General features: G+C 60.7%; 24 protein-coding genes. 7 read left to right on the top strand and 17 right to left on the bottom strand.

The genetic code is table 11. The annotated features are described in order from the left end of the window. Positions 1-60 precede the first annotated feature (60 nt). The 3 genes from G0Q00_RS09805 (at position 61) to G0Q00_RS09795 (ending at position 1,474) form a co-directional block, all read left to right on the top strand. Positions 61-381, top strand: coding sequence for an antibiotic biosynthesis monooxygenase (locus G0Q00_RS09805; protein ID WP_163038836.1), 321 nt, complete (start codon positions 61-63; stop codon positions 379-381). A 20-nt stretch (positions 382-401) separates the two neighbouring features. Then, entirely contained in the window at positions 402-986 is a 585-nt protein-coding gene (locus tag G0Q00_RS09800; protein ID WP_163038834.1) for a rhodanese-like domain-containing protein, read from the top strand. 92 nt (positions 987-1,078) lie between these two features. Further along, positions 1,079-1,474, top strand: coding sequence for a hypothetical protein (locus tag G0Q00_RS09795; RefSeq protein ID WP_163038832.1), 396 nt, complete (start codon positions 1,079-1,081; stop codon positions 1,472-1,474). A gap of 39 nt (positions 1,475-1,513) precedes the next feature. Here G0Q00_RS09795 and G0Q00_RS09790 read toward each other — a convergent pair whose 3' ends face one another. Beyond that, positions 1,514-1,906 carry a hypothetical protein gene (locus G0Q00_RS09790; RefSeq protein ID WP_163038830.1) on the bottom strand — a complete coding sequence of 131 codons (393 nt, stop codon included), beginning with the start codon at positions 1,904-1,906 and terminating at the stop codon, positions 1,514-1,516. Between the two features lie 158 nt (positions 1,907-2,064). On the opposite strand from G0Q00_RS09790, the gene G0Q00_RS09785 reads away from it, so the two are divergent. The 3 genes from G0Q00_RS09785 (at position 2,065) to G0Q00_RS09775 (ending at position 8,688) form a co-directional block, all read left to right on the top strand. After that, on the top strand, positions 2,065-3,861 hold the full coding sequence (locus G0Q00_RS09785; RefSeq protein WP_163038828.1) for an ABC transporter transmembrane domain-containing protein: 1,797 nt from the start codon (positions 2,065-2,067) through the stop codon (positions 3,859-3,861). Between the two features lie 150 nt (positions 3,862-4,011). Continuing rightward, positions 4,012-5,904 (top strand): acyl-CoA synthetase, encoded by a 1,893-nt coding sequence (locus tag G0Q00_RS09780; RefSeq protein ID WP_163038826.1) that lies wholly within the window; start codon positions 4,012-4,014, stop codon positions 5,902-5,904. Between the two features lie 201 nt (positions 5,905-6,105). Beyond that, entirely contained in the window at positions 6,106-8,688 is a 2,583-nt protein-coding gene (locus tag G0Q00_RS09775) for a cation-transporting P-type ATPase (protein WP_239058412.1), read from the top strand. A gap of 13 nt (positions 8,689-8,701) precedes the next feature. Here G0Q00_RS09775 and ppsA read toward each other — a convergent pair whose 3' ends face one another. From ppsA to G0Q00_RS09730, 9 genes are all read right to left on the bottom strand, one after another. Beyond that, positions 8,702-11,098 (bottom strand): phosphoenolpyruvate synthase, encoded by a 2,397-nt coding sequence (ppsA, locus tag G0Q00_RS09770; protein WP_163038824.1) that lies wholly within the window; start codon positions 11,096-11,098, stop codon positions 8,702-8,704. A gap of 85 nt (positions 11,099-11,183) precedes the next feature. Continuing rightward, complete coding sequence (speB, locus tag G0Q00_RS09765) at positions 11,184-12,032, bottom strand: agmatinase (protein WP_163038822.1); 849 nt, start codon at positions 12,030-12,032, stop codon at positions 11,184-11,186. Continuing rightward, a complete protein-coding gene (nspC, locus tag G0Q00_RS09760) occupies positions 12,029-13,198 on the bottom strand; it encodes a carboxynorspermidine decarboxylase (protein ID WP_163038820.1) in 1,170 nt (389 codons plus the stop codon). The genes speB and nspC overlap by 4 nt, the downstream gene beginning before the upstream one ends. Positions 13,199-13,261: 63 nt before the next feature. After that, positions 13,262-14,473, bottom strand: coding sequence for a saccharopine dehydrogenase family protein (locus G0Q00_RS09755; RefSeq protein WP_163038818.1), 1,212 nt, complete (start codon positions 14,471-14,473; stop codon positions 13,262-13,264). 15 nt (positions 14,474-14,488) lie between these two features. Continuing rightward, complete coding sequence (gene speA, locus G0Q00_RS09750; RefSeq protein WP_163038816.1) at positions 14,489-16,378, bottom strand: biosynthetic arginine decarboxylase; 1,890 nt, start codon at positions 16,376-16,378, stop codon at positions 14,489-14,491. A gap of 285 nt (positions 16,379-16,663) precedes the next feature. Continuing rightward, positions 16,664-17,695, bottom strand: coding sequence for a type I glyceraldehyde-3-phosphate dehydrogenase (gene gap, locus G0Q00_RS09745; protein ID WP_163038814.1), 1,032 nt, complete (start codon positions 17,693-17,695; stop codon positions 16,664-16,666). A gap of 82 nt (positions 17,696-17,777) precedes the next feature. Next, a complete protein-coding gene (locus tag G0Q00_RS09740; RefSeq protein WP_163038812.1) occupies positions 17,778-18,704 on the bottom strand; it encodes a carbohydrate kinase in 927 nt (308 codons plus the stop codon). A 106-nt stretch (positions 18,705-18,810) separates the two neighbouring features. Next, on the bottom strand, positions 18,811-19,497 hold the full coding sequence (locus tag G0Q00_RS09735; RefSeq protein ID WP_163038810.1) for a D-lyxose/D-mannose family sugar isomerase: 687 nt from the start codon (positions 19,495-19,497) through the stop codon (positions 18,811-18,813). 156 nt (positions 19,498-19,653) lie between these two features. After that, positions 19,654-20,799, bottom strand: coding sequence for an alpha-D-ribose 1-methylphosphonate 5-triphosphate diphosphatase (locus G0Q00_RS09730; RefSeq protein WP_163038808.1), 1,146 nt, complete (start codon positions 20,797-20,799; stop codon positions 19,654-19,656). Between the two features lie 70 nt (positions 20,800-20,869). Here G0Q00_RS09730 and G0Q00_RS09725 point away from each other — a divergent pair, with 70 nt between their 5' ends. Next, positions 20,870-21,571 carry a DUF1045 domain-containing protein gene (locus tag G0Q00_RS09725; protein WP_163038806.1) on the top strand — a complete coding sequence of 234 codons (702 nt, stop codon included), beginning with the start codon at positions 20,870-20,872 and terminating at the stop codon, positions 21,569-21,571. On the opposite strand, the gene phnN is transcribed toward G0Q00_RS09725, so the two are convergent. The 7 genes from phnN to phnG are packed head-to-tail and all read right to left on the bottom strand — an operon-like array spanning position 21,526 to position 26,618. Next, a complete protein-coding gene (gene phnN, locus G0Q00_RS09720) occupies positions 21,526-22,104 on the bottom strand; it encodes a phosphonate metabolism protein/1,5-bisphosphokinase (PRPP-forming) PhnN (RefSeq protein WP_163038804.1) in 579 nt (192 codons plus the stop codon). The two genes, G0Q00_RS09725 and phnN, sit on opposite strands and share 46 nt — an antisense overlap. Beyond that, a complete protein-coding gene (phnL, locus tag G0Q00_RS09715) occupies positions 22,104-22,787 on the bottom strand; it encodes a phosphonate C-P lyase system protein PhnL (RefSeq protein WP_163038802.1) in 684 nt (227 codons plus the stop codon). The genes phnN and phnL overlap by 1 nt, the downstream gene beginning before the upstream one ends. 4 nt (positions 22,788-22,791) lie before the next feature. Continuing rightward, positions 22,792-23,619 (bottom strand): phosphonate C-P lyase system protein PhnK, encoded by an 828-nt coding sequence (gene phnK, locus G0Q00_RS09710; RefSeq protein ID WP_163038801.1) that lies wholly within the window; start codon positions 23,617-23,619, stop codon positions 22,792-22,794. After that, a complete protein-coding gene (locus G0Q00_RS09705; RefSeq protein ID WP_163038799.1) occupies positions 23,616-24,482 on the bottom strand; it encodes an alpha-D-ribose 1-methylphosphonate 5-phosphate C-P-lyase PhnJ in 867 nt (288 codons plus the stop codon). Before G0Q00_RS09705 ends, phnK begins: the two co-directional genes overlap by 4 nt. Then, positions 24,479-25,579 (bottom strand): carbon-phosphorus lyase complex subunit PhnI, encoded by a 1,101-nt coding sequence (locus tag G0Q00_RS09700; protein ID WP_163038797.1) that lies wholly within the window; start codon positions 25,577-25,579, stop codon positions 24,479-24,481. The genes G0Q00_RS09705 and G0Q00_RS09700 overlap by 4 nt, the downstream gene beginning before the upstream one ends. Next, entirely contained in the window at positions 25,579-26,172 is a 594-nt protein-coding gene (phnH, locus tag G0Q00_RS09695; protein ID WP_163038795.1) for a phosphonate C-P lyase system protein PhnH, read from the bottom strand. The genes G0Q00_RS09700 and phnH overlap by 1 nt, the downstream gene beginning before the upstream one ends. Further along, positions 26,172-26,618 (bottom strand): phosphonate C-P lyase system protein PhnG, encoded by a 447-nt coding sequence (gene phnG / locus G0Q00_RS09690; RefSeq protein WP_239058411.1) that lies wholly within the window; start codon positions 26,616-26,618, stop codon positions 26,172-26,174. The genes phnH and phnG overlap by 1 nt, the downstream gene beginning before the upstream one ends. Positions 26,619-26,765 lie beyond the last annotated feature (147 nt).

Raw genomic sequence — 26,765 nt, 5'->3', positions numbered from 1 at the left:
AGATCACATATTCATATGTAATCCAAATCGGGCTAGGCTTCTTCTTACAAGGAGGAAGCCATGCCAAAAATCAGCAAAGCCCCCGACTATCAAACCGTTATCACTACGTTCGAGATGACGCCTGGCACTTGTCAGGATCTTCTGGACGCGTTGACGGATGCTTACGAAAATTTCATTTCGAAACAGCCGGGGTTCGTCGGCGCGGGGCTTCATGTGAATGATGCTCAGACGCGGATTGCCAATTACAGCCAATGGAATCGGCGCGAGGATTTTCAGGCGATGCTGCGCACCGAAGAAATGCGCGAGCGGAACCGCAAGATCGCCACACTGTGCAAAAGCTTTGAACCCGTCATGTATGACGTGTTCGAAACGTTCAACTGATCCCGACAGCAGGAGCCGACATGAAATCATTTCTGATCGCGGCGGCCTTTGGCCTTTGCGCCGCCCCCGTATTTGCTGACGTGAACATCACCCCGGATATGCCCTGGGTGACCGTCTCGACCGAAAATGGCGAGGTTGAAATCTCGCGCATTGATGATCCCGCGCACGAGCTGTCGGGTGAATGGGCGCGCACCTCGCGTAACTGCCCGAATTTCTGCGTGCAGCCGATGGTGCCCGCCCCCGGTGTCACCCCGATTGGCGAGCTTGAGCTTCTGAACATGTTGCAAGACCCTGACACGATCGTGGTCGACAGCCGCGTGGCAGCAGACCATGAAACCGGAACCATCCCGGGCGCGATCTCGATTCCCTACAACGAAGCCACGGACCGTCTGGATGAACTGGGGTGCGAGCTGGATTTCGACGGGTTCGATTGTGAAGCGGCCAAACCGGTGGCCCTGTTCTGTAATGGCAACTGGTGCGGCCAGTCGCCAACAGCCGCCCGCCGCATGATCGAAGCAGGCTATCCCGCCGACAAGATCCACTATTATCGCGGTGGAATGCATGCGTGGCGGATGCTGGGTCTGACAGTGACAGGGGGTAGCTAAACGACGGTCAGGCTTGCCTCCATTGACCTTCGGGCGTCAGGTCCCCATTCTTGGAGCAAGCCGCTGGTCGGTATGTGGGTAAGGAATGGGACATGCGTCATCGCATCCAACTGCTGAAAACTGCCGCTGTGGCGCTGGGCATGGCCTTGGCGTCGCAAGCTGCTGTGGCGCAAGAGCAAATCAGCGCGTTCACGGTCTTCATCGGCAAATCTGACCTGACGAATGATAAAGGCGCGACCTTGTCCGAGCCGTGGAAGGTTCTGCGTCAGGATCGGGCGAATTTCCACCGTTTTGGTGTCAGCCAGCCCGGCGATCAGTGGGATCCGTATTTCGGCAGCAGCCAAAGCCGCAAAAGCCTTCAAACATTGGTCGCACGCGGCAAGGTTGATCCCAAGGCTGCAAAACGCCTGAGAAGCGGAGGGATTATCCTCGTGCGTGTTTTCGGGCAGGGTGGCAAACCCACCGCAATTAGGATTTCAGTTCCCTAACAAGAAGGACAGACGCACGTTCGCTGAAACGGGCCGCATTCACTCGGGATATGTATGGATACATGCCGCGCGGGCGGCGACTGCAGCCGGAGCAAGCTTGGCATGCTGGGCCTTGAGACGCGCCAGTTTCTCGCGCACGTCGTCCATATCCACGGATACGGGCGTTTCGATAGTCTGAAACCGCGTTCTTGGGCAGGGAAACGGCTCTTTGCCCTCAATACGACAGATGCGTGTATCGGTATAAGGAACGGTTTGCCGATGCAGCGCGTATCCACGCTCCAACGTCTCTTCCAGCTCTTCGATCTGGGCAGTGATGGCGCGATACTCGGCTGTTTCGCGCGCTATGCACTGCTTTTGCGGTGTGGCGCAGGCGACAAGGAACGTCAGGGCAATCCCAATCGCGGGTAGGCGCAGGCTGGATGGGGTGAACATGATAGGCACTCCGATACTCGATATTCGCATCCATCCATTATAGCGCGAACGGGCTATGGGCAAAAGCAGGTCCAAGTGACGCCGTTTGACGCAAATATTCAATGTCGCTTGTGTGTATTGGGTGGTTTCGGTATCCGTGCACCAAAGGAGCAGATCACATGGCAAGACAGGCAGGTGCGTCCAGCGTCGAGATGGACGAACGCGAAAAATCCAAACGTATTGGTGCGCTGTCGGGCCTGTGGCCATTTATGCGCCCCCATCGGATGTGGATGCTGGCAGCTTTCGTTGCTCTGGTGTTTACGGCTGGGATCTCGCTGATCTTGCCGATTGCGGTGCGCCGCGTGGTGGACGGGTTTGGTGAAGCCACACCTGAACTGCTCGACAAGTATTTCATGGCCGCCCTTGGGGTCGCGTCGCTGCTCGCGCTGGGCACAGGGATGCGGTACTATTTGGTCACCCGATTGGGCGAACGGATCGTGTCGGACATCCGCAAAGCAGTGTTCGCGCGCGTCGTTGGGATGAGCCCGGCCTTCTACGAGAAAATCATGACTGGCGAAGTGCTGTCGCGGATTACCACCGACACCACACTGATCCTATCTGTGATCGGGTCGTCCGTGTCCGTCGCGCTGCGCAATGTGTTTATCTTTATTGGTGGCATCATCCTGATGCTGTTCACCTCGGCCAAGCTGACCGGGCTTGTTCTGCTGATTGTGCCGGTCGTCATCGTGCCGATCATCGTTCTGGGCCGTCGCCTGCGCGTGCTGGGACGTGAGAACCAGGAATGGATCGCCAAAAGCTCGGGCAACGCGTCCGAAGCCTTGTTGTCGGTGCAAACCGTGCAGGCCTTCACCCATGAAGACCTTAGCCGCACTGAGTTCTCGCGCTTGACCGAGGAAAGCTTCCTGTCGGCTAAACGCCGTATTTTGACCCGTGCGATCATGACCGTGATCGTGATCTCTCTGATCTTCTCGGGCGTCGTGGGCGTCTTGTGGATCGGGATGCGTGATGTGACGACCGGCGAGGTCTCCATTGGGGCACTGGTGCAATTCGTGATTTATGCCGTGATGGTTGCCGGTGCCGTCGGTGCCTTGTCGGAAATCTGGAGCGAACTTCAGCGTGCCGCAGGCGCCACCGAACGTCTGGTCGAGCTTCTGAACGCCGAGGATCAGGTTAAAGATCCCGCTCAGCCCGTTGCGATCACTGAACGCCCGACCGGGGCACTGACATTTGACGACGTCACCTTCCACTATCCCGCGCGCCCCAATCAGGCAGCGCTGGAAGGGATCACGCTGGACGTAACCGCGGGCGAAACCGTTGCGCTTGTCGGCCCCTCGGGCGCGGGCAAGACCACCATCGTTCAGCTGATCCAGCGCTTCTATGATCCCGAAAGCGGGGCAGTGACGCTGGATGGCGTCGATCTGCGCGACATGCGCCGTGATGATTTCCGCAAATATGTCGCCCTTGTCCCGCAGGATGCGGTGATCTTTGCGGCTTCCGCCCGCGACAACATTCGTTTCGGTCGTCCCGACGCGACAGACGCCGAGGTCGAGGCCGCCGCCAAAGCTGCCGCCGCCCATGACTTCCTGTCACGTCTGCCGGAAGGCTATGACACCTATGTAGGTGAACGCGGCGTGATGCTGTCGGGTGGTCAGAAACAACGCATCGCCATTGCCCGCGCCATCCTGCGCGACGCACCGATCCTACTATTGGACGAGGCGACTTCGGCTCTGGACGCCGAAAGCGAACGTCTGGTGCAAGGCGCGGTGGACGAGCTGGCCCAGGGCCGCACGACCTTGATCGTCGCGCATCGTTTGGCAACCGTGAAAAAAGCCGACCGGATCGTGGTCTTCGACGAAGGCCGGATCGTGGCGCAGGGCACCCATGACGAGCTTGTTGCGCAAGATGGACTGTATGCCCGTTTGGCGCGACTTCAGTTCACCGAAGGTCAGATTTAAGAACCCATGGTGGTAAGCAAAGCCTTCCCTGGCTTCGCTTACCTTCCGTAAACGTCAATTCCACGTCACGTCAGACTTGCGGGTACAGGCGTTTCGGATCATTCTCAGCTTCCAAACAGGCCCGGAAAATGGGCATAGGGAGGATGTAGGATGTTTGAATTTGGCTCGATGGTTGATCGGGATGCGGTTGAAGCGGAAATGCCGTGGGAGGCGCGGGATAAGCCCAGTACGCTTTACCAGATGATCGAGCGCACAGCGCGTGCATTTCCCGACCGTCCTGCGGCTTCGTTCCAGATCACGTCTGGCCCCACGGACCCCAAGGAAACCGTAACGTGGCAGCAGATGCTGGACCGCTCGGTTCAGGCGGCGAACCTGTTTCGCTCGCTGGGTGTCGGCGAAAACGACGTGGTGGCGTATCTGCTGCCCAACTCGAACGAGACGATCTATACCCTGATGGGTGGCGGCATTGCCGGGATCGTGAACCCGATCAACCCTCTGCTGGACGCTGAACAGGTGGCCGGGATCCTGAAGGAAACCGGAGCCAAGGTTCTGGTGACCCTGAAAGCCTTCCCGAAATCCGAAGTTGCCCAACTGGCGAACGATGCCGTCGCGATGGCTCCGAACGTCAAGACGGTGCTTGAGATCGACTTGAACAAATACCTGAAGCCGCCGAAAAGCTGGATCGTGCCTTTGGTGCGTCCCAAAAATCCGGTGAAGCACAATGCGAAGGTGCTGGACTTCGTGACCGAGATGAAACGCCAGAACACCACGCTGGACTTCGAAGACAAAACCGATGATCGCGTGGCGGCCTATTTCCACACCGGCGGCACCACCGGCACGCCGAAAGTGGCGCAGCACAAGCAATCCGGCATGGTCTATAATGGCTGGCTGGGGGCGAACCTGCTGTTCGACGAAAAAGATGTCATTATTTGCCCGCTACCTCTGTTCCACGTCTTTGCGGTTCACGTGATCTGGATGGCATGTCTGATGTCAGGCGCGCACTTCGTGCATCCGACCCCCGCGGGCTATCGTGGGGATGGTGTCTTTGACAATTTCTGGAAACTGATCGAGCGCTACAAGGTCACGTTCATGATTTCGGTCCCAACGGCGTTTGCTGCGCTGATGCAGCGCACGGTGGATGCGGATGTCTCGACCCTGAAAACCGCGTTCTCAGGCTCGGCCCCGCTGCCGATTGAACTCTATAACCGCTTTGTCGAAGCAACCGGCGTGAATATCGTTGAAGGCTATGGCCTGACCGAGGCGACCTGTCTTGTGTCCTGTAACCCTCCGACCGGTGCGAAAAAGGTTGGGTCGGTCGGTGTTCCGTTCCCTTACACAGACGTCAAAATCCTGACCTGTGACGACGCCGGAACCGTGTTGAAAGAACACGGGATCGACGAAGTAGGCGAGATCTGCCTGACCAACCCGGGGGTTGTCACAGGGGCGACCTACACCGAAGAGGCCAAGAATAACGGCCTGTTCGCAATGGAAACGCATCTGCGTACCGGTGACTTGGGGCGTCTGGATGAAGACGGCTATCTGTGGATCACAGGCCGTGCGAAGGACTTGATCATCCGTGGCGGTCACAACATCGACCCCGCCGAGATCGAAGAGGTTCTGGCCGGGCACGAGGCCGTCGCCATGGTCGGCGCAATCGGTCAGCCCGATAGCTATGCGGGCGAACTGCCCTGCGCCTATGTCGAGCTGGTCGGCGGCGCTCAGGTGACCTCGGAAGAGCTGATGGCCTTCGCCAAAGAGCACATCCACGAGAAAGCTGCCCTGCCCAAACATATTGAGATCTTGGACGAGCTGCCCAAGACCGCTGTCGGCAAGGTGTTCAAACCCGACCTGCGAAAATCTGCCATTGCGCGCATCTATGACAGGGCGCTGGAGGAAGCAGGCCATGCTGCCCATGTGGCCGAGGTTCTGGACGATAAGAAACGCGGTCTGGTGGCGCGTTTGCAGGCCACCGGAGAGGTTGACTACAACGCGGTCAAACAATGCCTGGGCGAGTTTACGCGTCCGTTCGAATGGATGGAGTGATCGGCGTAGATCAGAACAAAAAAGGGCGGCCAGATGGTCGCCCTTTTTTGTTGATAGACCACCGCGCCGCGGACCGATCACTCTTTGGAAGTTCACGGGATCACGACCAACGACCAGCCCTCTGCATTGATCTGGCGCATGGTGCGTGAAGGTATCGTGGTCAAACCTGTTAGGGTGAAACAAGCTGGCACAGGAAGGCGAATGAAAGCAGATCTGGAAGAGACACAAGCGACCGGCTTGACGGGCGCCGAGGCGCAGGAGCGTTTGCGCGTGCATGGTCCTAATGTGGTCGGGGAAGCCAAGGCGACGCCCGCCTGGGCGATCCTTGTGCGGCAATTCACCGGTCTTCTGGTGCTCCTTCTGATTGTCGCGGGTCTGGTGGCACTGGCTCTGGGCGAGCGTGTCGACGCCATCGCCATTGGGCTGGTCGTGATTCTGAACGGCGCCTTGGGGTTCGTGCAGGAATGGCGCGCTGAAACCTCGCTTGCTGCCTTGCGCGAGATGCTGTCGCCCAAGGCCCGTGTCGTGCGTGACGGCATTCCAGTCGAGATCCCCAGCCGTGACCTTGTACCGGGCGATCTTATATTGCTCGAGGCCGGTGATCAGGTGCCAGCGGATGCGCAGGTGATCTCGGCCGTGGCTTTGCGCGTGGATGAAAGCGTACTGACGGGGGAATCCGTGTCTGTGGCGAAGGCCTCGGGCACAGAAGGCGACCAGAACACGGTGATGATGGGGACCTATGTCGTCGCGGGTCGGGCCGAGGGGATTGTCAGCGCCACGGGAGCCAAGACGGCGTTTGGCAAGATTGCCGCACTGACCGTGTCTGTCGAGGACAAGGGCACCAACCTCTCGCGCCAACTTGGGCGGTTGGGTCGTCAGCTGGGTGTTGTGGCGCTTGGGCTGGGTGCGGCCATCGCGGCAACGGGGATTTTTCTTGGGCGTGACGTGCTGGAAATGGCGATGACGGGGATGTCCATGGCCGTTGCGATCATTCCCGAAGGTCTGCCCGCAGTTGTGACCATCAGTCTGGCCTTGGGGGCGGGCGCGATGGCGCGGCGCAACGCCTTGGTGCGCCGCTTACAAGCCATTGAAACGGTCGGGGCGGCCTCGGTCATTTGTACCGACAAGACCGGCACCCTGACCGAAAACATGATGACAGGCGCGCTGTTGTGGGTCGCGGAACAGGACTATACCGCCGTCGGCACCGGATACGATCCTGCTGGACGGATCCTGCATGGCGAGACCCCGATCCGATACGGCGCGAATGCCGATCTTGATGCGGCATTGGACGTCATGATCGGGTGCAGCCACGCCAGTCTACACCGGGAAGGCGACAACTGGCGCATGGTCGGCGATCCAACCGAAGGGGCGCTGGTGACCTTCGCGTATAAGGCATGGACCCCGATGCCAGCGGCTGCTCCGCTCGCGGAAATCCCGTTTTCATCCGAACGCAAACGTATGAGCATGGTACGCGAAAGCGAAGGCGGGTTGATGCTGCTTGCCAAGGGCGCGCCCGAGCAGATGTTGGAGGTCTGCGACACGTGGCGCGGACCAGATGGCAGCGCTCCGTTGGATCAGACCACCCGTGCACAGATCGAACAGAAATATGCGGATATGGCCGCCAAGGGGCTTCGGGTCATTGCCTTGGCGCATCGTCAGGTGGCTGACAAGCGGGTCGGAGATACGGGACTGGAGTTCATCGGGCTCGTCGGCATGATCGACCCGCCGCGCCCCGAGGTTAAGGACGCCATTCAGACCTGTCTGCGTGCGGGCATGCGGATCATTATGATCACCGGCGATGGCCCGCTGACGGCACGCGCTATCGCAGACGCCCTCGGCCTGCCGGTTGGTAAAGTGATGACCGGGCGCGAGCTGGAGAACATCGACGACGCGACACTGCGCGAGATCCTTGCCAAACCCACGCTGTTTGCCCGCACCTCGCCCGAACACAAGATGCGGTTGGTCGAGGCGTTGCAGGCGCAGGGCCATATCGTAGCTATGACGGGCGACGGGGTGAACGATGCGCCCGCGCTGAAGCAGGCCGATATCGGGGTTGCAATGGGGATACGGGGCACGGATGTGGCCAAAAGCGCAGCGGACCTTGTGCTGTTGGACGACAACTTCGCCACGCTGAAAGGCGCGGTCAGCGAGGGGCGGCGGCAATTTGCGAACATTCAGCGCTTCGTGCGCTATCTGTTGGCTTCGAACGCGGGCGAGGTCGTGGCCATCCTGACCAACTTGGCGCTGGGCGGGCCGCTGATCTATCTGCCGACGCAAATCCTGTGGATGAACCTTGTGACCGACGGGGTGACGGCTTTGGCCTTGGGGCTGGAGCCGGGCACCTCGGACCAGATGCGCGACCCGCCGCGCCGCCCCGAGGCCGGTATTCTGGACCGAAAAGCGCTGGGCATGATCTTGGCGTTCGGCACCTATACCGGGGCGGCCAGCCTGTATCTTTTCTATACGTTCATGCCCGACGGCGTCGTCGTAGCGCGGACGGCGGCCTTCAGCGGGATGGTGATATTCGAGAAAATGAGCGTCTTTGCCTTCCGGTCCTTCTCACAACCCTGTTGGCGGCTGGGGTGGTTCTCGAATCCCAAGCTGATCATCGCGCTAGTGGCGATGGTGTCTTTGCAGGTGGTCGCGATCTATTGGTATCCGCTGCAGCAATTGCTTCGGGTCGCACCCTTGGAATGGGCGCACTGGCAGGCGATCATTCTGTTGGCGCTACCTTTGGTCGTGGTGCCTGAGCTGATCAAGTCCCTGCGGATGAAGCGGGGCTAGCCCGCTCGTCAGATCATTCCGCCTCGGCACTTGCGACGTTGCTTTTCACGGCAAAGAAACTGTCCGGCGTGACCGAGATCGTGTCGATCCCCGCCTGCACCAGCAGCTTTGCGAACTCCGGGTCGTTGCTGGGGGCCTGTCCGCACAGCCCGACCTTTCGCCCGGTGGCGTGTGCTTTGGCGATGACGGTGTTGATCATCCATAGAACCGCCGGATCACGTTCGTTAAACAGATGCGCCAAGGCTTCTGAATCCCGGTCCACCCCAAGCGTCAATTGGGTCAGGTCGTTCGACCCGATCGAGAACCCGTCGAAGCGTTCGGCGAACGCTTCGGCTTCGATCACGTTCGACGGAACCTCACACATCACATAGACCTGCAGCCCGTTTTTGCCGCGCTCCAACCCGTGTTCCGCCATGGTGGCCAGCACGCGGTCGGCCTCGTCGACATTGCGGCAGAAGGGGATCATGACGATGACATTGTCGAACCCCATCCGCTCGCGCAGATGCCGGATCGCTTTGCATTCCAACGCGAACCCGTCCTGATAGGCGTCGTCATAGTAGCGCGACGCGCCCCGGAACCCGATCATCGGGTTTTCCTCGTTGGGCTCGAACTGGTGCCCGCCCAGCAGGTCGGCATATTCGTTGGTCTTGAAGTCGCTCATCCGAATGATGGTGGGATTGGGATACCACGTCGCCGCGATCCGAGAGAGGCCCATCGCCAGTTTCTCGACGAAGTAATCGGCCCGGTTGTCATAACCGCGCGTCAGACGGTCAATCTGTCCCCGTACGTCCGCGTCGGTCAGCTTGTCATAGCGAGTCAGGGCAAGCGGGTGCACCCGAACCTCGTTGTTGATCACGAACTCCATGCGGGCAAGGCCGACGCCATCCACGGGCAGGCGCCACCAGCGCAGGGCGGCGGCCGGGTTGGCAAGGTTCAGCATGACCTTGGTCTGGGTCAAGGGGATCTGATCCAGCTGCCGTTCCTCGACGGTCACCTTGGCCTCCCCGGCATAGATGACACCTGTCTCGCCCTCGGCGCAGGACACGGTGATGTGCTGGCCGCTATGCAGAATTTCGGTCGCATTCGACGTGCCGACAATCGCGGGAACACCCAATTCGCGGCTGACGATGGCGGCGTGGGACGTGCGGCCCCCGTGGTCGGTCACGATGGCGGCGGCGCGTTTCATGATCGGCACCCAGTCCGGGTCGGTGTTCGAGGTGACAAGGATCGCGCCGTCCACGAACTGGTCCAGATCCGACACGTCATGGATCAAGCAGACCTCACCCGTCGCGACCGAGCTTCCCACGCTAAGACCGGTCAACAGCTCCTCGCCAGTATCCTGCAGCGTATAGGTCTGAAAGGCGCTGGCGGCGAGATTGGATTGGACGGTTTCGGGGCGGGCCTGCACGACGTAGAGCTGCCCGGTTTCCCCGTCTTTGGCCCATTCGATGTCCATCGCCGTGCCGTAATGCGCTTCAATTTTGACCGCAGCGCGGGCCAGTTCAAGGATCTCGGCATCTGACAGCACAAAGCCCGCGCGCTCGACTTTCGAGGTCGGCACATTCCGCACCGGCGCACCTTGTTCGCGGCCATAGATCATTTTGATCTCTTTGGCGCCAAGCGCCTTGTGGACGATCGGGGTCAGGTCTTCGTTGTCCAGAAACGGCTTGTAGACTTGGTATTCATCCGGGTCGACATGACCCTGCACGACGTTTTCGCCCAGACCCCACGCCGCGTTGATCAGCACGACCTTGTCAAACCCGCTTTCGGTGTCGATCGAGAACATGACGCCCGACCCGGACAGGTCCGAGCGGACCATGTGCTGCACGCCGACCGACAAGGCGACTTCGAGGTGATCAAAGCCTTTCAGTTGGCGATAGGTGATCGCCCGGTCAGTGAAGAGTGACGCAAGACAGGCCTTGCAGGCGTCCAGCAGCGCGGCTTCGCCACGTATGTTCAGGAAGGTCTCTTGCTGCCCGGCGAAACTGGCGTCCGGCAGGTCTTCCGCCGTTGCCGACGACCGCACGGCGACGGCGGGATCAGACTTCCCGACGCGCGCGCCAAGTTCTTGATAAGCTGCGCGGATGTCCCGTTCGGCATCTTCGGGCCAGAGCCCTTCGGTGATGGCTTCCCGGATCGTCTTACCCGCTGTGGCCAGCGAAATCCGGTTGGCTTCGAGTTTAGGCAGCACGTCCCGAAGCACGCGGTCCAGGTCATTGGTCGCGATGAAGCTGCGATAGGCGTCGGACGTGGTCGCAAATCCGGGCGGCACGCGGATGCCGCGCTCGGATAGCGACTGCAACATCTCGCCCAGCGAGGCGTTCTTCCCCCCGACTTTGGCGATGTCCGTACGTGCAAGTTCGTCCAGCCAAATTAGCGTCGGCGACGTTGTCTTCAAGGCATCTGTCATGCAACCCTCCCAAAGTTCATCGCCTATATGGTAGCCTATCGGCGCATATATGCGTTGATCCCGGTCAATGCGGGGTGCGTGAGACCTATCCGCAGCAGTTCGACATCAGGCGATAGGTGATCTGGGCTGCGGTAAAGTCCCATGCCTCTTCGCCGTTCGGCGCAAGCTCGACCACGTCCAGCCCCACACAACGCCGCCCGTTCAGTGCGCTTTCCACGATGTGCAGCGCCTGATAATAGGACAGCCCGCCGGGAACAGGGGTGCCGGTCGCGGGCATCTGGCTGGGGTCCAGCCCATCGACGTCGAAGCTGACATAGACCAGTTCGGGGAAGTCGTCGGGCAGCTCGACCGAGAAGATGTTCTGCGTGACCAGCTCTTCCGCGTCGATGAAGACCACGTTGTTCTGCTGGCGGCTTTCGGCCTCTTGCGGGCACAGGGCGCGCACGCCGAACTGTGCAAGACGGACGCCGTCTTCGGCCAGCAGGTGCATGACCGAGGCGTGAGAGTGCTTTTCTCCCTGGTAGGCAACGCGCAGGTCCGCATGGGCGTCAATCTGGACGATCCCGACCGGCTGACCAAGGGCGCGCATGACACCGGTGACGGCGCCATAGCTGAGCGAGTGCTCGCCGCCCAGCGTCACCGGCACGTGGCCTGCTTTGACAACGGCCTCGGTGCGGGCGGCGATGCGTTCCATCACCTCGGGCAGGGGGCCGTCGCAATCCACAGCTGACTGGGTGAAAATACCGTCGGCGCAAGGCTCAATACCCTTGCACAGGCGCTCCAGCTCGTTCGAGGCGTCGATGATGGCAGCCGGGCCGTCCTTGGTGCCTGATCCATAAGACACGGTGCGTTCCAGCGGCACAGGAATGACGTGAAAGCGTGCGTTTTCGGTACGTTCGGCGTCGGTCAGTTCGCTGTCCAGAAAAATGCTCATGAGAGGCGCTCCTTGAAGTCGTCATAGCCGAACTGTTTGATGATCTGCAGCGCGTCCGTCTCGCTGTTCCACAGGGCGATGGTTGGCAGGGGGACGCCGTTGAACGTGTTGGTCTTGACCATCGAGTAATGCGCCTGATCGAGGAAGGCAAAGCGCTGGCCGATTTGCAGGGGCTGCTCCCACGTGTAGTCACCAATCACGTCGCCCGCGAGACACGAGGGCCCGCCAAGGCGATAGATATGCCCGGTGTCGGCCTCGTCCAACAGGGCGGGGCGATAGGGGGCTTCGATCACGTCGGGCATGTGACAGGTGGCTGAGATATCGGTGATCGCAAGGTTCATGCCGTTTACCGGCAGGTCCAAAACCTCGCCCACAAGGATGCCCGCGTCCAGCGCCACGGCCTCGCCGGGTTCAAGGTAGACGTCGATGCTGTAGGTGGTACGGATGTCTTGAATGAAGGCGATCAGCGCCTCGCGGTCATAGTCGGCGCGGGTAATGTGGTGGCCGCCGCCGAAGTTGATCCATTTGAGGGTGGGCAGGTAGGACGCAATCTTGGGTTCGACGGCGGCCCATGTGCGGGCGAGCGGTTCAAACCCTTGTTCGCACAGGGTGTGCATGTGCAGCCCGTCAACGCCCTGCATGATCTCATCCGTCAGCAAGGACACCGGCGTGCCAAGACGCGAGCAAGGCGCGCAGGGGTCGTATTTAGGGATTTCGCCTTCGGAGTGTTGGGGATTGATGCGCAGACCGACCTGCACGCCCGCCGCCTGCGCTTGCGCCAGAAAACGGTCTTTCTGGGCGGGGCTGTTGAAGATGATGTGGTCCGAGAGGTTCAGGATCTCGTCCATATCCTGTGCCTTGTAGCCCGCGCAGAAGGTGGCAACCTCGCCGCCATATTCCTCGCGTCCAAGTCGTGCCTCAAAGATGCCGCTGGCGCAGGTTCCGCCCAGATGCTGGCGGACAAGCGGGGCAAGGGCGAACATCGAGAAAGCTTTCAGTGCAGACAACACATGCGCGCCCGAGCGGTCGGCAACGTCGGACAGGATCTTCAGATTGGCCTCGACCGCTTTTTCATCCACCACGAAACAAGGCGTGGGGACGCGGGACAGGTCGAAGTCGCGGAATGCGCCTGCATCTCCGGCTTGAGTTTGCATCAGTTCGGTCATTGTCGCCATTCCAAATGAGGGGTTAGGGGGCGCCCGCTTGAAGACGGGCGCTCCCCTTAGGTCTTAGAACTCGACCGGGCCGTCCAGTTCGTGGACCTGCCACGGCAGGCCGTGGTCGTTCAGCATGTCCATGAAGTTGTCGGGATCCAGCTGCTCCATGTTCCAGACGCCAGGCTCGACCCAATTGCCCTTCAGAACCTGTGCCGCGCCGATCATGGCGGGCACGCCGGTGGTGTAGGACACCGCCTGCGAACCAACCTCGGCAAAGCACTCTTCGTGGTCGCAGATGTTGTAGATGTAGAAGGTCTTTTCGCCCGAGCCATCCTTGGCCTGACCGGTCGCAATGTCGCCAATGCAGGCTTTGCCCTTGGTCTCGGCACCCAGATCTCCGGGATCGGGCAGCAGGGTCTTCAGGAATTGGATCGGGATGATTTCCTGACCGTCATGCATCACCGGATCAATGCGGGTCATGCCGACATTTTCCAGCACTTTGGCGTGCATGATATAGGCGTCGCCGAAGGTCATCCAAAAGCGGGCGCGCTCGATCTCGGGGAAGTGGGTCGACAGGCTCTCCAGCTCCTCGTGATACATCAGGTACATGTTCTTGTTGCCGATCGCCGGGAAGTCGAACTCGACCTTGGTGGTCATCGCCGGGCTGGTTTTCCATTCGCCGCCTTCCCAGTGGCGCACCTCGGCCAGCACTTCGCGCAGGTTGATTTCCGGGTTGAAGTTGGTGGCAAACTCCTGATCGTTCGAGCCGCCATTGGCGTCCAGAATGTCGATCTGGCGGATGGTATCCAGCTTGTGCTTCTTCAGCCACGTCGCAAAGACCGAGGTCACACCCGGATCAAAGCCCGAGCCCAGAATGGCGGTCAGACCGGCTTCTTTAAAGCGCTCCTGATAGGCCCATTGCCAGTGATATTCGAACTTGGCCACGTCCTCGGGTTCATAGTTCGCGGTGTCCAGATAGTGGCAGCCCGCTTCCAGACAGGCGTCCATCAGAACCAGATCCTGATAGGGCAGGGCGAGGTTCACAAGGATCTCGGCGCCGGTTTCGCGGATCAGCTTAACGGTGTCTTCGACCTTATACGCGTCCAGTTCGGCGGTCTTGATGTCCACGCCCACGCGCTCTTTCACGCTGGCGGCAATGGCATCACATTTCGATTTGGTCCGGCTTGCCAGCGTGATCTCGGTGAAGATGTCCGCGTTCATTGCCATTTTGTGCACAGCGGCATGGCTGACGCCACCGGCACCTACGACGAGTGTCTTTCCCATGATGATCTCCTGTGGTTATTCAAAGTAAGTGTAACCGTTCATCGAGCCGCGATAGGCATCGATGAGGGTCTTGCGTTCATTGGCTTGGATCGATCCGGCGGAAATCGCTTCGTCCACCATCTTGCGGAAGGCGGCGATACAGTCTGCCGGGTCGTATTCAACGTAGGACAGAACCTCGGCAATGGTGTCGCCTTCTTGTTCGTGAAGCAAGTCAAAGCCGCCATCTTCGCGCAGGTCGATGGTCACGACATTCGTGTCCCCGAAGAGGTTGTGCAGGTCGCCCAAAGTCTCTTGGTACGCGCCGACAAAGAACACGCCCAGATAATAGGGCTGGTCTTCGGGCAGCGAATGCACGGGCAAAGACGGCGCGATGTCACCCGCCAGAATGAACTTGTCCATCTTGCCATCGCTGTCACAGGTGATGTCCGACAAAACCGCGCGGCGGTCCGGTTCCTGATCCAGCATTTGCAGCGGAATGATCGGGTGTAGCTGATCGATTGCCCAGACGTCCGGCAGCGACTGGAAGAGGGAAAAGTTGCAGTGGTAGACGTCGGCAATCTTCTGTAGCTCTTTGTCCAGATCGCCCGATTGTTCGATCCCGCGCGCGATCTCTTTGATCCGCGCCATCAAGTTCAGATAGATCCGTTCGGCCCGTGCCATCTGGCGCAGGTCCACATGGCTGCGACGGAAGAGGGCGCGCAGTTCGTCACGATAAAACCGGGCGTCGTTCCAGCATTCCTGAACGCGATCGGGCACCAGATAGCCGGAAATCTCGGCAAGGTCGGATACAAGGTGGTGGTCGCCCGGCTCGACCGCGGGTGCGTCAGGGGCGTCGTAGAGCGTGCTTTCCAGAACATCGAAAATCAGCATGGACGAGGTTGCCGAGACTGCGCGGCCGCTTTCAGTGACCAGAATGGGGTGCTCTAGGCCCTCTTCGTCCATCGCATATCCCACGGTCTCGACCACATTGGCGCAGTATTCGGCCATCGTGTAGTTGATCGAGTTTTCCGCCGCGCGCTTTTCGCCCGTATAGTCGACGCCCAGACCGCCGCCCAGATCCAGATGGGTCAGGGGTGCGCCCTCGCGGGTCAGCTCGGCGAAATAGCGGCAGGCCTCGGTCGCGGCGCGGCGCACGTCGTTTACGTCGGGCACCTGAGACCCCAGATGCGAGTGCTGCAGCTTCAGGCAATGCAGCAGGTTCTCGCCACGCAGACGATCGACCACGCGCAAAAGCTGGTCAGAATTCATGCCAAAGGCCGACCGATCGCCCGAGCTGCTTTGCCATTTGCCGCCGATCTGGTTGGTCAGCTTGACCCGCACGCCCAACAGTGGATCAATTCCCAGTTTCTTGGCGACCTCGATCACGATCTCGGCTTCTTTGGGGCTTTCCAGCACGATCACAGTGTTAAAGCCCATGCGGCGCGACAGGATGGCCAGCCGAATGAACTCGGCATCTTTGACGCCATTGCAGACGATCAGCGCGTCTTTCGACAGGCGGTGGGCCAGCGCAATCACGAGCTCGGGCTTGGACCCAGCCTCGAGCCCATAGTCGAATTGGCGGCCGAACTCGACAATGCGGTCGACGACCTGCGCCTGCTGGTTCACCTTGATTGGAAACACCCCGCGATAGGGCGCGCGGTAACCCGTCTTGGCGATGGCCGCAGCGAAGCTGTCATTCAGGTGCTGGATTTCCGCTTCCAGGAAACTTTTGACGCGCAGAACCAGCGGGCTGGCGATGCCACGCTGACGCAGATCGCGCAGGATATGCGGTAGGCTGAGCGGCGCCGTGCCCGGGTGTGCCGGATCACATAGCGCGACATCGCCGTTCGGCAGAACCGAGAGAAGGCCTTTGCTCCAACGGTCGATGCCGTAAATGGAGTCCGAAAGGGGCTGTTCATTGGGCATTCGAACAAACCTATTCTAGAGGTGAATTTTTGAAAGGGAGAGTGTTTGCGTGCGACGTCATTGCCGCGCAGGACTACGCGGGCTCGATCTGTCCAGCATTATTGAAATGAAGCCATTTCATCAGCACAATCTCCAATCCGGAACAGCCCGGATACAAAACCGCCGATATATTTGGTTGAAAACTGAGTCAATAAAAAAAGATCCGCACCAAACGGGCGGATCTTCAGTCGCTAGGAAGGAGTGGGGGTCTGCGAAGCGACGGATGTGCTCCGTGAGACCGTTGATTTAGCTTGCCAGCTTTAGGTTTTCTTGAGCTTTCAGCAGCTCTCCGATCCGGCGGCCGGTGTCGACCATCCTGTTCGAGAAGCCCCATTCGTTGTCGTACCAGCTGACCACGCGCACCAACCCGTCTTCGGTGACAGCGGTCTGGGCCGAGGCGAAGCAGGACGAATGCGGGTCGTGGTTGAAGTCGATCGAGACCATCGGATCTTCTTCATAGGACAGAACACCTTTCAGCGGACCTGCGGCGGCTTCGGCAATGGCGGCGTTAATCTCGTCACGGGTGACCGGGCGCTCGGGCATGAAGCTGAGATCGACCAGCGACACGTTCGGGGTGGGCACACGCACGGCAGAGCCTTCCAGCTTGCCCGCAAGTTCAGGCAGCACCAGAGAGATCGCCCGCGCCGCCCCGGTCGAGGTCGGTACCATCGACATCGACGCCGCACGCCCCCGGTAGAGGTCTTTGTGGTTGGTGTCGTGGCTGGGCTGGTCGCCGGTAAACGCGTGGATCGTGGTCATGTAGCCAGTCTTGATGCCAAAAGCGCGGTGCAGCACCATCGCCACAGGGGCCAAACAGTTGGTGGTGCAGGAGGCGTTCGAAACAATCACGTCCTCGGCGGTCAGATCGGTGTGGTTCACACCATAGACCACGGTCCGGTCAGCATCCTTGCCCGGCGCCGAGATCAGCACTCGCTTCGAACCATTTTCAAGCAACCGCGCAGCCTGATCGCGGGCGGTGAACAGCCCGGTGCACTCGTAAGCAACGTCGACGTCGCCCCAGGGAAGATCCTCAGGATTGCGAAGCGCGGTCAGGCGAATGCGGCGCGCACCGATCACAAGCGTGTCATCTTCGACGGCAACGGTTTCGCGCAGGCGACCATGCACACTGTCATACTTCAGCAGATGTGCGATGTTCTTGGGCGGGGCGAGATCGTTGATGGCAACAACCTCGATGTCCTGAGCATTCTGTTCGATCAGGGCGCGCAAGACACCGCGGCCAATACGTCCGAAACCGTTGATTGCGATTTTAAGTGTCATGGTCTTATCCTCTTCGCGGCGTGCTTGGTGATGTGATAGCGCTAACATCTTGGCGCGTCTTTAGCGCTAACGGAGTCGTTTGTCAAAGCTCTTCTGCCCACGGCGGATTGGCACCGGCGCGTGATACGGTGACTGCAGCGGCTTTGGCGCCGTGTGTCATGGCCTGTTGCAAGGTGTCGGGCGACAGGGCCGGCAGTTGTGTTTTGGTCAGGCATCCCAGCTCTGACAGCTTCGCCAGAAAGCCCGCGTTGAACGTGTCCCCGGCGCCTACGGTGTCTTTGGTTTCAACCCGTTGGGCCGGTACCTGTACCTCGGTTCCATCCGCCAGAAAGCCGCTTGCCCCCGCGCCGCCGCGCGTCAGGATCAGGACCGAAGGCCCGGTTTCCATCAGCATCGCTACTTTCTCGGTCAGGGACAGCGGGGCGGGCAGAAGCCAGTTCAGGTCCTCGTCGGACACTTTTACGATATCCGCCCGTGCGATCATGCGGTCCAGCCGTGTGCGATAGCGGTCGATACCCTTGATGAAGCGCGGGCGGATGTTGGGATCGATCATCACTACGCGCTGAGCGGCTTCCTGCGCCAGCAGAGCGGCATAGGCGTCGGCGGAGGGCTCGCAGGCAAGGCTGATCCCGCCAAAGAACAGCGCGGAGACTTCTGGGGACAACGCCGGGATGTCAGCCGGGCTTAACATGCGCCCGGCCGAGTTCTCGTCAAAGAAGCAATAGGTTGCGTGCCCATCGACAAGCCGCACAAAGGCCAGTGTCGTGGGGCGATCCGACGTGATCACATGCGTGGTATCCACATGGCTGGCCTTGAGCGACTCGCTCAGCTGACGCCCGAACATGTCGGTCGACAGCCCGGTCAGCATCCCGGTCTGCACCCCCAGACGCCCCAAGGCGATGGCGGTGTTGAACACCGCCCCGCCGGAATGCGGAACGAACCCGTCGGCGTCGGCCATCGTCGGGGTCGGGATCATGTCAATCAGGGCTTCGCCACAACATAGGATCACGTGTCTCTCCTGCTTGGGGGCGGACAGGCTTGAAGTTCGGTCTTATGGAGCTGATAGCGCTAACGGATTTGAAAGTCAAAGGACCGCGCTGACTGCCCCACGCATATCAGCCAAGCCACGTCCCGTAGTCGTTGACCAGCAGATGTGTGGGGGCTTCGTCTTCCTCGATCTCAGCAAACCTGCCGATGGGTGCGCGGAAGATGTTGTCGGTCTCGTCGTCATTCACGGTTGATACTTCGCCGATCAGAACGTCGCCGCCTTCGCCCCAGAATGCGTGCCAATCACCGGGCATCAGGGTCACGCTTTCACCGGGGGCGAGTTTCAGCTTCTCTCCGGCAGCAAAGTCGCGTTGGATCCCGTCGCAATAGACCGTACCGCCACGATCTTCGGCGAAATTGCCAGCATCGTCCGAGCCGTAAAGCTCGACCACCAGCGTCGCACCGCCGCGGTTGATGATGTCCTCGGCCTTGATGACATGGGTGTGCATCGGGCTAAGCTGGTCTTGGCGCGAGATCAGCAGCTTCTCGGCATAGCACATGCCCCCGCCGCGCTGGAGATCGGCAAGCCGGCCGTTGCGCAGGGTGAACAGGAACAGCCCCATCTCGTCAAATCGCCCATCGCCGTAGTCAGTGATGTCCCAGCCACACCGGGCGTTGATCACGTTCTGCGCAACGTCGCGCTTGCCTTTGAATTCGTCAGGTGTCCAATAGGCAAAGGGGGGTAAGACGAAACCATAATGGCGGATCATCTCGTCCGCTTCCGCCATGATCTGGTTAATTCGAGAACGTTTCATGCAAGGGTCCGTGTGGGGGGCGCCGCGCGGCGGCGACGAAGCTGTTAACTGACAAGCCCTGAATAGGGATTACTTCGCCAAACGAGTCAAATGCCTATTTCGCGTCATCTCCACGAGGGCATCGCACGCAAGGACCAGCACGCGGGCTGGCATACCTTACCCGATCCTGCGCCCTTCGGACCAAACCCCATGCAAGACCGGCGCATGTTCAAAGCGGGCAAACCGGATAAGGTCCGCACGCTTTCCGATGGCAATCACGCCCCGATCATCCAACCCGACGGCCCGTGCGGGTGCATGGGTGACAGTTCCCAGCCCGCGTGCCAGATCTCCCCACTTGTCGCCCAGTTGAAGTGCCGCGAGCATCAGGGACGAGGGCACGTAATCCGACGACAGGATGTCCAAGAGGTCGAGCTTCGCCAGCTCAAAGGCCGCCACGTTTCCGGAATGTGATCCGCCGCGCACCACGTTGGGCGCCCCCATGATGTTTGCAATGCCTGCCGCGTGGTTGGCGCGTGCGGCGTCCACTGTGGTGGGGAACTCGGCCAGATGGATGCCATAGCGCGCCGAGGTCGCAACCTGTTCTGCGGTGGTGTCATCATGGCTGGCCAAAGTCGCGCCCAGTCGCGCGGCATGGTCCACTGTGGCCCGCTCATGCGCCACGCCCAGCTTGTCCTGCAGCCCGGTCAGGAAGGCGATGTATTCCTCAAACTCGGCATCCTGCATGGCGTATTTGCCTTGGATATAAGCCTTGAATTTGGCCACATCGGTGAACTGCCGCTGCCCGGGTGTGTGGTCCATCATGCTGACGATGCCCACGCGGTCGTCGGGCGTAAACTCGGCCAGTTCTTCGGGCAGGGTTTCCGAACAGATCTCGGCGCGCAGATGCAGATGGTGCGAGATCTTCAGCCCGCCCTTGGCGCGTAGCGACAGGATTTCATCGGCCAAAGCGCGGGCATACTTCCCGTAGTTCTTACGCCCGTCGGAATGGATTGAGCCGACCCGCAGCGCATCGAAAACAGTGGTGATCCCGACGGAGGCGAGCTCGGCGTCATGGGCGACGATCGCGGCATCATGTGGCCAGTCCACCCGGGGACGCGGACGGATGTGGCGCTCCAGATTGTCGGTGTGCAGCTCGACCAACCCCGGCGCGATGTAGTCGCCGCAGCAATCCTCGGCGCTGTGCGGCACATGGGTGCCTTGGTCTATCTCGGTGATCCGGCCGTTGGTCACGGTCAAGGCTCCGGTGATAACCTCGGTTTCCAGAACAAGTTTGGCGTTGGCGAGGGTGAATGTCTGTGTCATCTGAGTGTCACGCTTTACTGTCAGAGAAGGGCCGATTTGGAATAGCACAATCGGGCCGGAAGAGGGTGAAATGCAGTTCAGTCGCTATGCGATCTATTACACGGCGCCACAGGGCGCGCTGGCGGAGTTCGGGGCCAGCTGGTTGGGATGGGATCTGGTGACGGGTCGCGCGGTGCCCCACCAAACCCTGCCGGATTTGTCGCGGCGCGAGATCGCCAAGATCACCCAGACCCCACGCAAATACGGATTTCATGGTACCATCAAACCGCCCTTCCGCTTGGCAGATGGCTGCGACGCTGAAGGGCTTGTGCAGGCGTTTCAACGCGCTGCAAGTCAGGTCGCCCCGGTCACGCTGGACGGGCTGAAGCTGGCCCAGATCGGCCGTTTCCTGGCGCTTGTGGTCGACGGGGATCAGAGCGCTCTGACGGGATTGGCTGGGCATATGGTGGCCAAGCTCGACCCGTTCCGCGCGCCTGCCAGCGACGCCGAGCTTGCTCGCCGCCGCGCAGCTAACCTGACGCCCGCGCAGGACGAGATGCTGGTGACATGGGGCTACCCTTACGTCTTTGACGAGTTCAAGTTTCACCTGACCCTGTCGGGCAAGCTGGACCCCAGCCGCGCCGCGCAGGTCCGCGACGTGCTTGCGCCTTTGGTGGCCCCAATCTTGCCGCGTCCGTTCGTGGTGGGCGATCTGACCCTTGTAGGGGAGGATGCAGAGGGCCGGTTTCATGAGATCTCTCGCGTCGCGCTGGGTGCATCTGCGACGTCCTGATCGGCGAGGCGCGCAAGGGTGGTCCGTACGGTTTCGTCCAGCGGGCCGTCATTCACCACGTTGATCACGGTCAGCCCGGCGGGCAAATCCACTTGCCGCGCGAGGCGCTTGGCGATGCTGTCCGCGCTTTCGCGCCCGCGTGCGGCCAGACGTTGCACCAGAACCTTGGGGCTTGCGCTCAGGTTCACCACGATGAACCCGGGGAAGGTTGTGTGGGCCTCCATCAGCACCTTGCGGGACAGGTTGACCAGCGCGTTACGGCCCTGATCCAGACAGGCAAGTTCTGTTTTTGGAATGCCATAGCGCAGGTCATGTGCGGGCCAATGCAGTGCGAAGCGGCCACGGGTAAGATCCGCGTCAAACGCGTCCTCGTCGCAACCGTCAAACTGCTCGCTACCTGCTGCACTGGGCCGTGTGATCACGCGCCGTACAAGGTGGAAATCGGTTGCAGTGGCCAGCGCCTCCATCACGCTGTCCTTACCGACGCCCGAGGGACCGACGACGGCAATCAGTCGTCCGGGTGCAGCGCCCATCACGCATCCCCTTTCGGCAGGAAACTCGTCACGTCCAAAACCCGGTCACAGACCCGATCGCGGGCGGACTCGTCGTGGAAAATCCCCACGATTGCCGCACCACGCGTCTTGGCCTCTTCAATCAGGCACATCACCGTCTCGCGGTTCTGCGCGTCAAGGCTGGCCGTGGGTTCATCCAGCAGCAGCGCGCGGTAGGGGTGTACGAAACCGCGTGCAATGTTCACCCGCTGCTGCTCGCCACCTGAAAAGGTGGTCGGGCTGAGCGACCAGAGCCGTTCGGGAATGTTCAATCGTGCCAGAAGGGCGGCGGCCTTGTCCCGCGCGGCACCTTCGTCTTCACCCAACACCATCAACGGCTCGGCCACCACGTCCAGCGTCGGCACGCGGGGGACCACGCGCAGGAACTGGCTGACATAGCCCAGCGTGGTGCGGCGCAGGTCCAGCACGTCGCGGGGGTTGGCGCCGACGACATCGACCCCATCCACGCGGATTGAGCCGGATTGCGTCAGGTAGTTGCCATAGATCATCCGCATCAGGGTAGATTTCCCCGCGCCCGACGCGCCCGCAAGGGCCACGCATTCGCCCGGTGTAACCTCGACATTGGCGTCGCTCATTACCGTGATCACCGCGGCGCCCTGATTGTGCAGGGTGAAGCTTTTCTCGACATTTTGGATGGAAATCATGGCGTTACACCTGCAGAACAGAAGAGACAAGAAGTTGCGTATAGGCGTGCTGCGGGTCGTCCAGCACTTGATCGGTCAGGCCGGTTTCGACTACGTGACCATCTTTCATCACCATCAGGCGGTCGGCAAGCAGACGCACCACGGCAAGGTCGTGGGTGACGATGATCGCCGATAGGCCCATTTGGCGGACGAGGCCACGCAGCAGGTCCAAAAGACGCGCCTGTACCGAGACGTCCAAGCCCCCGGTGGGTTCATCCATGAAAACCAGACGCGGCCCGGTGACCAGATTGCGCGCGATCTGCAGACGCTGCTGCATCCCGCCCGAAAACGCCGAGGGGCGGTCATCAATGCGGGTCTCATTGATTTCAACACGACCAAGCCAGTCAATCGCCTCGTCCCGGATCTGGCCGTAATGGCGTGCGCCCACGGCCATCAGACGTTCGCCGACATTGCCACCGGCCGAGACCGACATGCGCAGCCCGTCGCGGGCGTGTTGGTGGACAAAAGCCCAGTCGGTGCGCGACAGCATGCGCCGCTCGGGTTCGGCCATGGTCATGGTGTCGACCAGACCGGCACCGCGCGTGTCAAACAGTACCTCGCCCTGATCCGGCGCCAGATGTCCGGCAAGGCAGTTCAACAGCGTCGACTTGCCCGAGCCGCTTTCGCCCACAATCCCCATCACTTCGCCGGGGTAGAGGTCGAAATTGACGCTGCTACAGCCAATGCGCTGGCCATAGCGTTTCTCGATATTCGTCACACGCAGAAGCGGGCGCGGGGCGGAGTTTTTAGAAAACTCCGTGAAAAATTCTTCGGAAGAATTTTGCAGCGTCATGCGGAGATCTCCTCGTATTGGGCTGCGGCCGCATCTGATTGTGCGGCCTGACGCGCGGCGCAATAGGCCGTGTCCGAGCAGACAAAGATGCGCCCGCCTTGATCGTCGACGATTACCTCGTCCAGATAGCTGTCATCGGCCCCGCACAGCTCGCAGCTGTGGTCAGCTTTTGACGCTTCAAACGGGTAGTCTTCGAAATCCAGACTGACGACTTTTGTATAGGGGGGCAGGGCATAGATGCGCTGTTCCCGTCCTGCGCCGAACAGCTGGATCGCAGGCATGGTCATTTTCGGGTTATCGAATTTTGGGATCGGAGACGGGTCCATCACATAGCGCCCCTCGACCTTGACCGGATAGGCATAGGCGGTGGCAATCGCCCCGTGGCGCGCGATGTCCTCGTAGAGCTTCACATGCATGAGGCCGTATTCTTCAAGGCTGTGCATCTTGCGGGTTTCCGTCTCGCGCGGTTCCAGAAAACGCAGGGGTTCGGGGATCGGCACCTGATAGACAAGGATCTGGTCTTCGTTCAGCGGCGCCTCGGGGATCCGGTGGCGGGTCTGGATAACGGTTGCCTCTTCGGTTTCTTCCGTCGTATCTACGCCTGCCGTGGCCTGAAAGAACTTGCGGATCGAGACGGCGTTGGTGGTGTCATCGGCGCCTTGGTCGATCACCTTGAACACGTCCTCGGGCGTCAGCGTCGCGGCGGACACCTGTACGCCGCCCGTTCCCCAGCCATATGGCATTGGCATTTCGCGGCTGGCAAACGGCACCTGATAGCCGGGGATCGCGAGACCCTTCAGGATCGCGCGGCGGATCATCCGCTTGGTCTGTTCGTCAAGATAGGCGAAGTTATAGTCGGTCATTCCGCCGCCTCCTGTGTGTGTGTGCAGTCGGCCCCGGCCATCGTGTCGCGGCGCAGTTTGCGCACCAGTTCCAGTTCCGACTGGAAATCGACGTAGTGGGGCAGTTTGATGTGTTCCAAGAAGCCGGTCGCCTGAATGTTGTCGCAATGCGACAGCACGAATTCTTCGTCCTGCGCGGCGGCGCCCAGATTGTCTTCGCCCAGCTCTTCCCAGCGCAGGGCGCGGTCTACCAGCGCCATCGAGATCGACTTGCGTTCCGACATGCCGAAGACAAGACCATAGCCACGTGTGAACTGCGCGGGTTCGGTTTTCGACCCGGTGAACTGGTTCACGGTTTCGCATTCGGTGACGGTGATGTCGCCGATCTCGATTGCGAAACCCAGTTCGGGGATATCGACTTCGACCGGTATGTCACCGATGCGAAGCTCGCCCACGAAGGCGTGGTTGCGGGCATAGCCGCGCTGGGTCGAGTAAGCGAGGCTGAGAAGGAAGCCCTCGTCGCCGCGCGCCAGCGATTGTAGGCGCAAGGGGCGATCTGCCGGCAGTTCCATCGGTTCGCGGGTCAGATCCGGCGGCGTGCCCGCCCCCTGTTTTTCCTGCTGGATCAGACCCTCGCCATCAAGGAAGCTCAGCACATGCGGCACGTCCCCTTGCTGCGCGTCGCCTTCCGGGGCGTCTGCCAAGCCGCCTTCGGCTGCCAGTTTGAAATCCAGCAGGCGGTGCGTGTAGTCGAAGGTCGGCCCAAGGATCTGCCCGCCCGGCACATCTTTGAACGTGGCCGAGATGCGGCGGTCACAGGCCATCTTCTCGGTCGCAATCGGTTCGGAGCCTGCAAAGCGTGGCAGCGTGGTGCGATAAGCGCGGATCAGGAAGATCGCTTCGATCATGTCCCCGCGCGCTTGCTTGATTGCCAGCGCGGCCAGATCGGGATCATAAAGCGAGCCTTCAGCCATCACGCGGTTTACGGCCAGCGACAGCTGCTCGCGGATTTGGGCGACGGAGAGTTCGGAGACGTCTTGGTCTCCGCGACGTTCCTCGCCCAACCAGGCATGCGCATTGTCAATGGCGCGCTCGCCCCCTTTTACGGCGACATACATTAGATTGCCCCCCCTTCAGTCACTTTGGTTGTGCGCGGCAGGCTGGCCAGCCGGGTGTCCGCGCAGAAGAAGAAATCCAGTCCCAACGGGAAGAGCAGCGCGTTTGTTTTGAGGGCCTCGATCTCGGGTAGGGATAGGCTCGCGCTGTCCTCGATCCCCGGCCCGGTCAGGATGGCCCCGTCGGTCGACAGCGCGTCCATCTCGATGATCAGTGTGGCCGAGCGGTCGGGATATTCCGGCGTACCATGCGCATAGATGGTCAGAGGCGATAGCGCCTCCCAGCGGCCAATCGCGAAATTGGCGTTCTCGGCGGGTACGAACGGGGCGCCGGTGTGAAACTGCACCCACGCGCGGATGTCCGGCGTGTCGTGGTCTCCGGCAAGGTGCAGGCCCGTGTCCGGGTCGCACAGTGTCAGCACTATGACTCCCGCGGCCACCGACATGGGGGCAGGGGGTGTGGCGCCGCCCAGGGTTTCAATCCGACCGGGGCGGGCAATCGCGTTCATGATGGCACGGAACTGGCGCGCGGCCTCGGTGGGCACATTGTTAAACCCGCCCTGCATGGCGGAAGTGCTGGTGGCGGTGACAAGCATCAGTCTTCCCCTCTGACCATTGTGAAAAAATCAACCTTGGTGGCCGCGGCTTTGCGGGCACGTTTTGCTTTGGCGGCGGCGATCTGTTCTGACAGCGGGGTCAGGAACGAGGTCTGTAGCGCCTCGGCCGCATGCCCTTGCATCATCGCGTCTGCGAGTGCTGCAGCGCGGGCCTTATCGTGGCTACCGCCTTGCACATAGCCGTGACCCACGGTGCCGTTGTCCAGCTGGATGGTGCAGCGAGTCACCGTCATTTCGCCCAGATTAAAGGGCGCACCCGTGCCGCCCGCGCGCCCGCGTACCATCACGGTGCCGGTTTCTGGGCGGCGCAACCACGTGAAGTCAGGATTGCAGTCCTGTGCCTTCCACAGCGCAAGTATCGCGTCGTCCGGCGCCTTTGCCATCAGGCTTAGCCACGCTTTGCGTGCGGTCTGTGCGAGAGGCATTTCGTTTCTATTGTCCATTGTCATGCAGACACCTTGTCAAGTTGTCTATATATCTATACTTCTAGACAAATAATCACGGGTTCGCGCTTCGCAGACAAGGAAAGTGTTGTGAAACTTTCGTGACACTTGGCAGGGGGTCCCACGGGC

The organism is Aliiroseovarius sp. PrR006 (genome assembly GCF_010500215.1).
In the GTDB taxonomy this organism is placed as follows: Bacteria; Pseudomonadota; Alphaproteobacteria; order Rhodobacterales; family Rhodobacteraceae; genus Aliiroseovarius.
The sequence above is the reverse complement of the archived record's forward strand: the minus strand, read 5'-3'. Positions and strand labels throughout refer to the sequence as shown.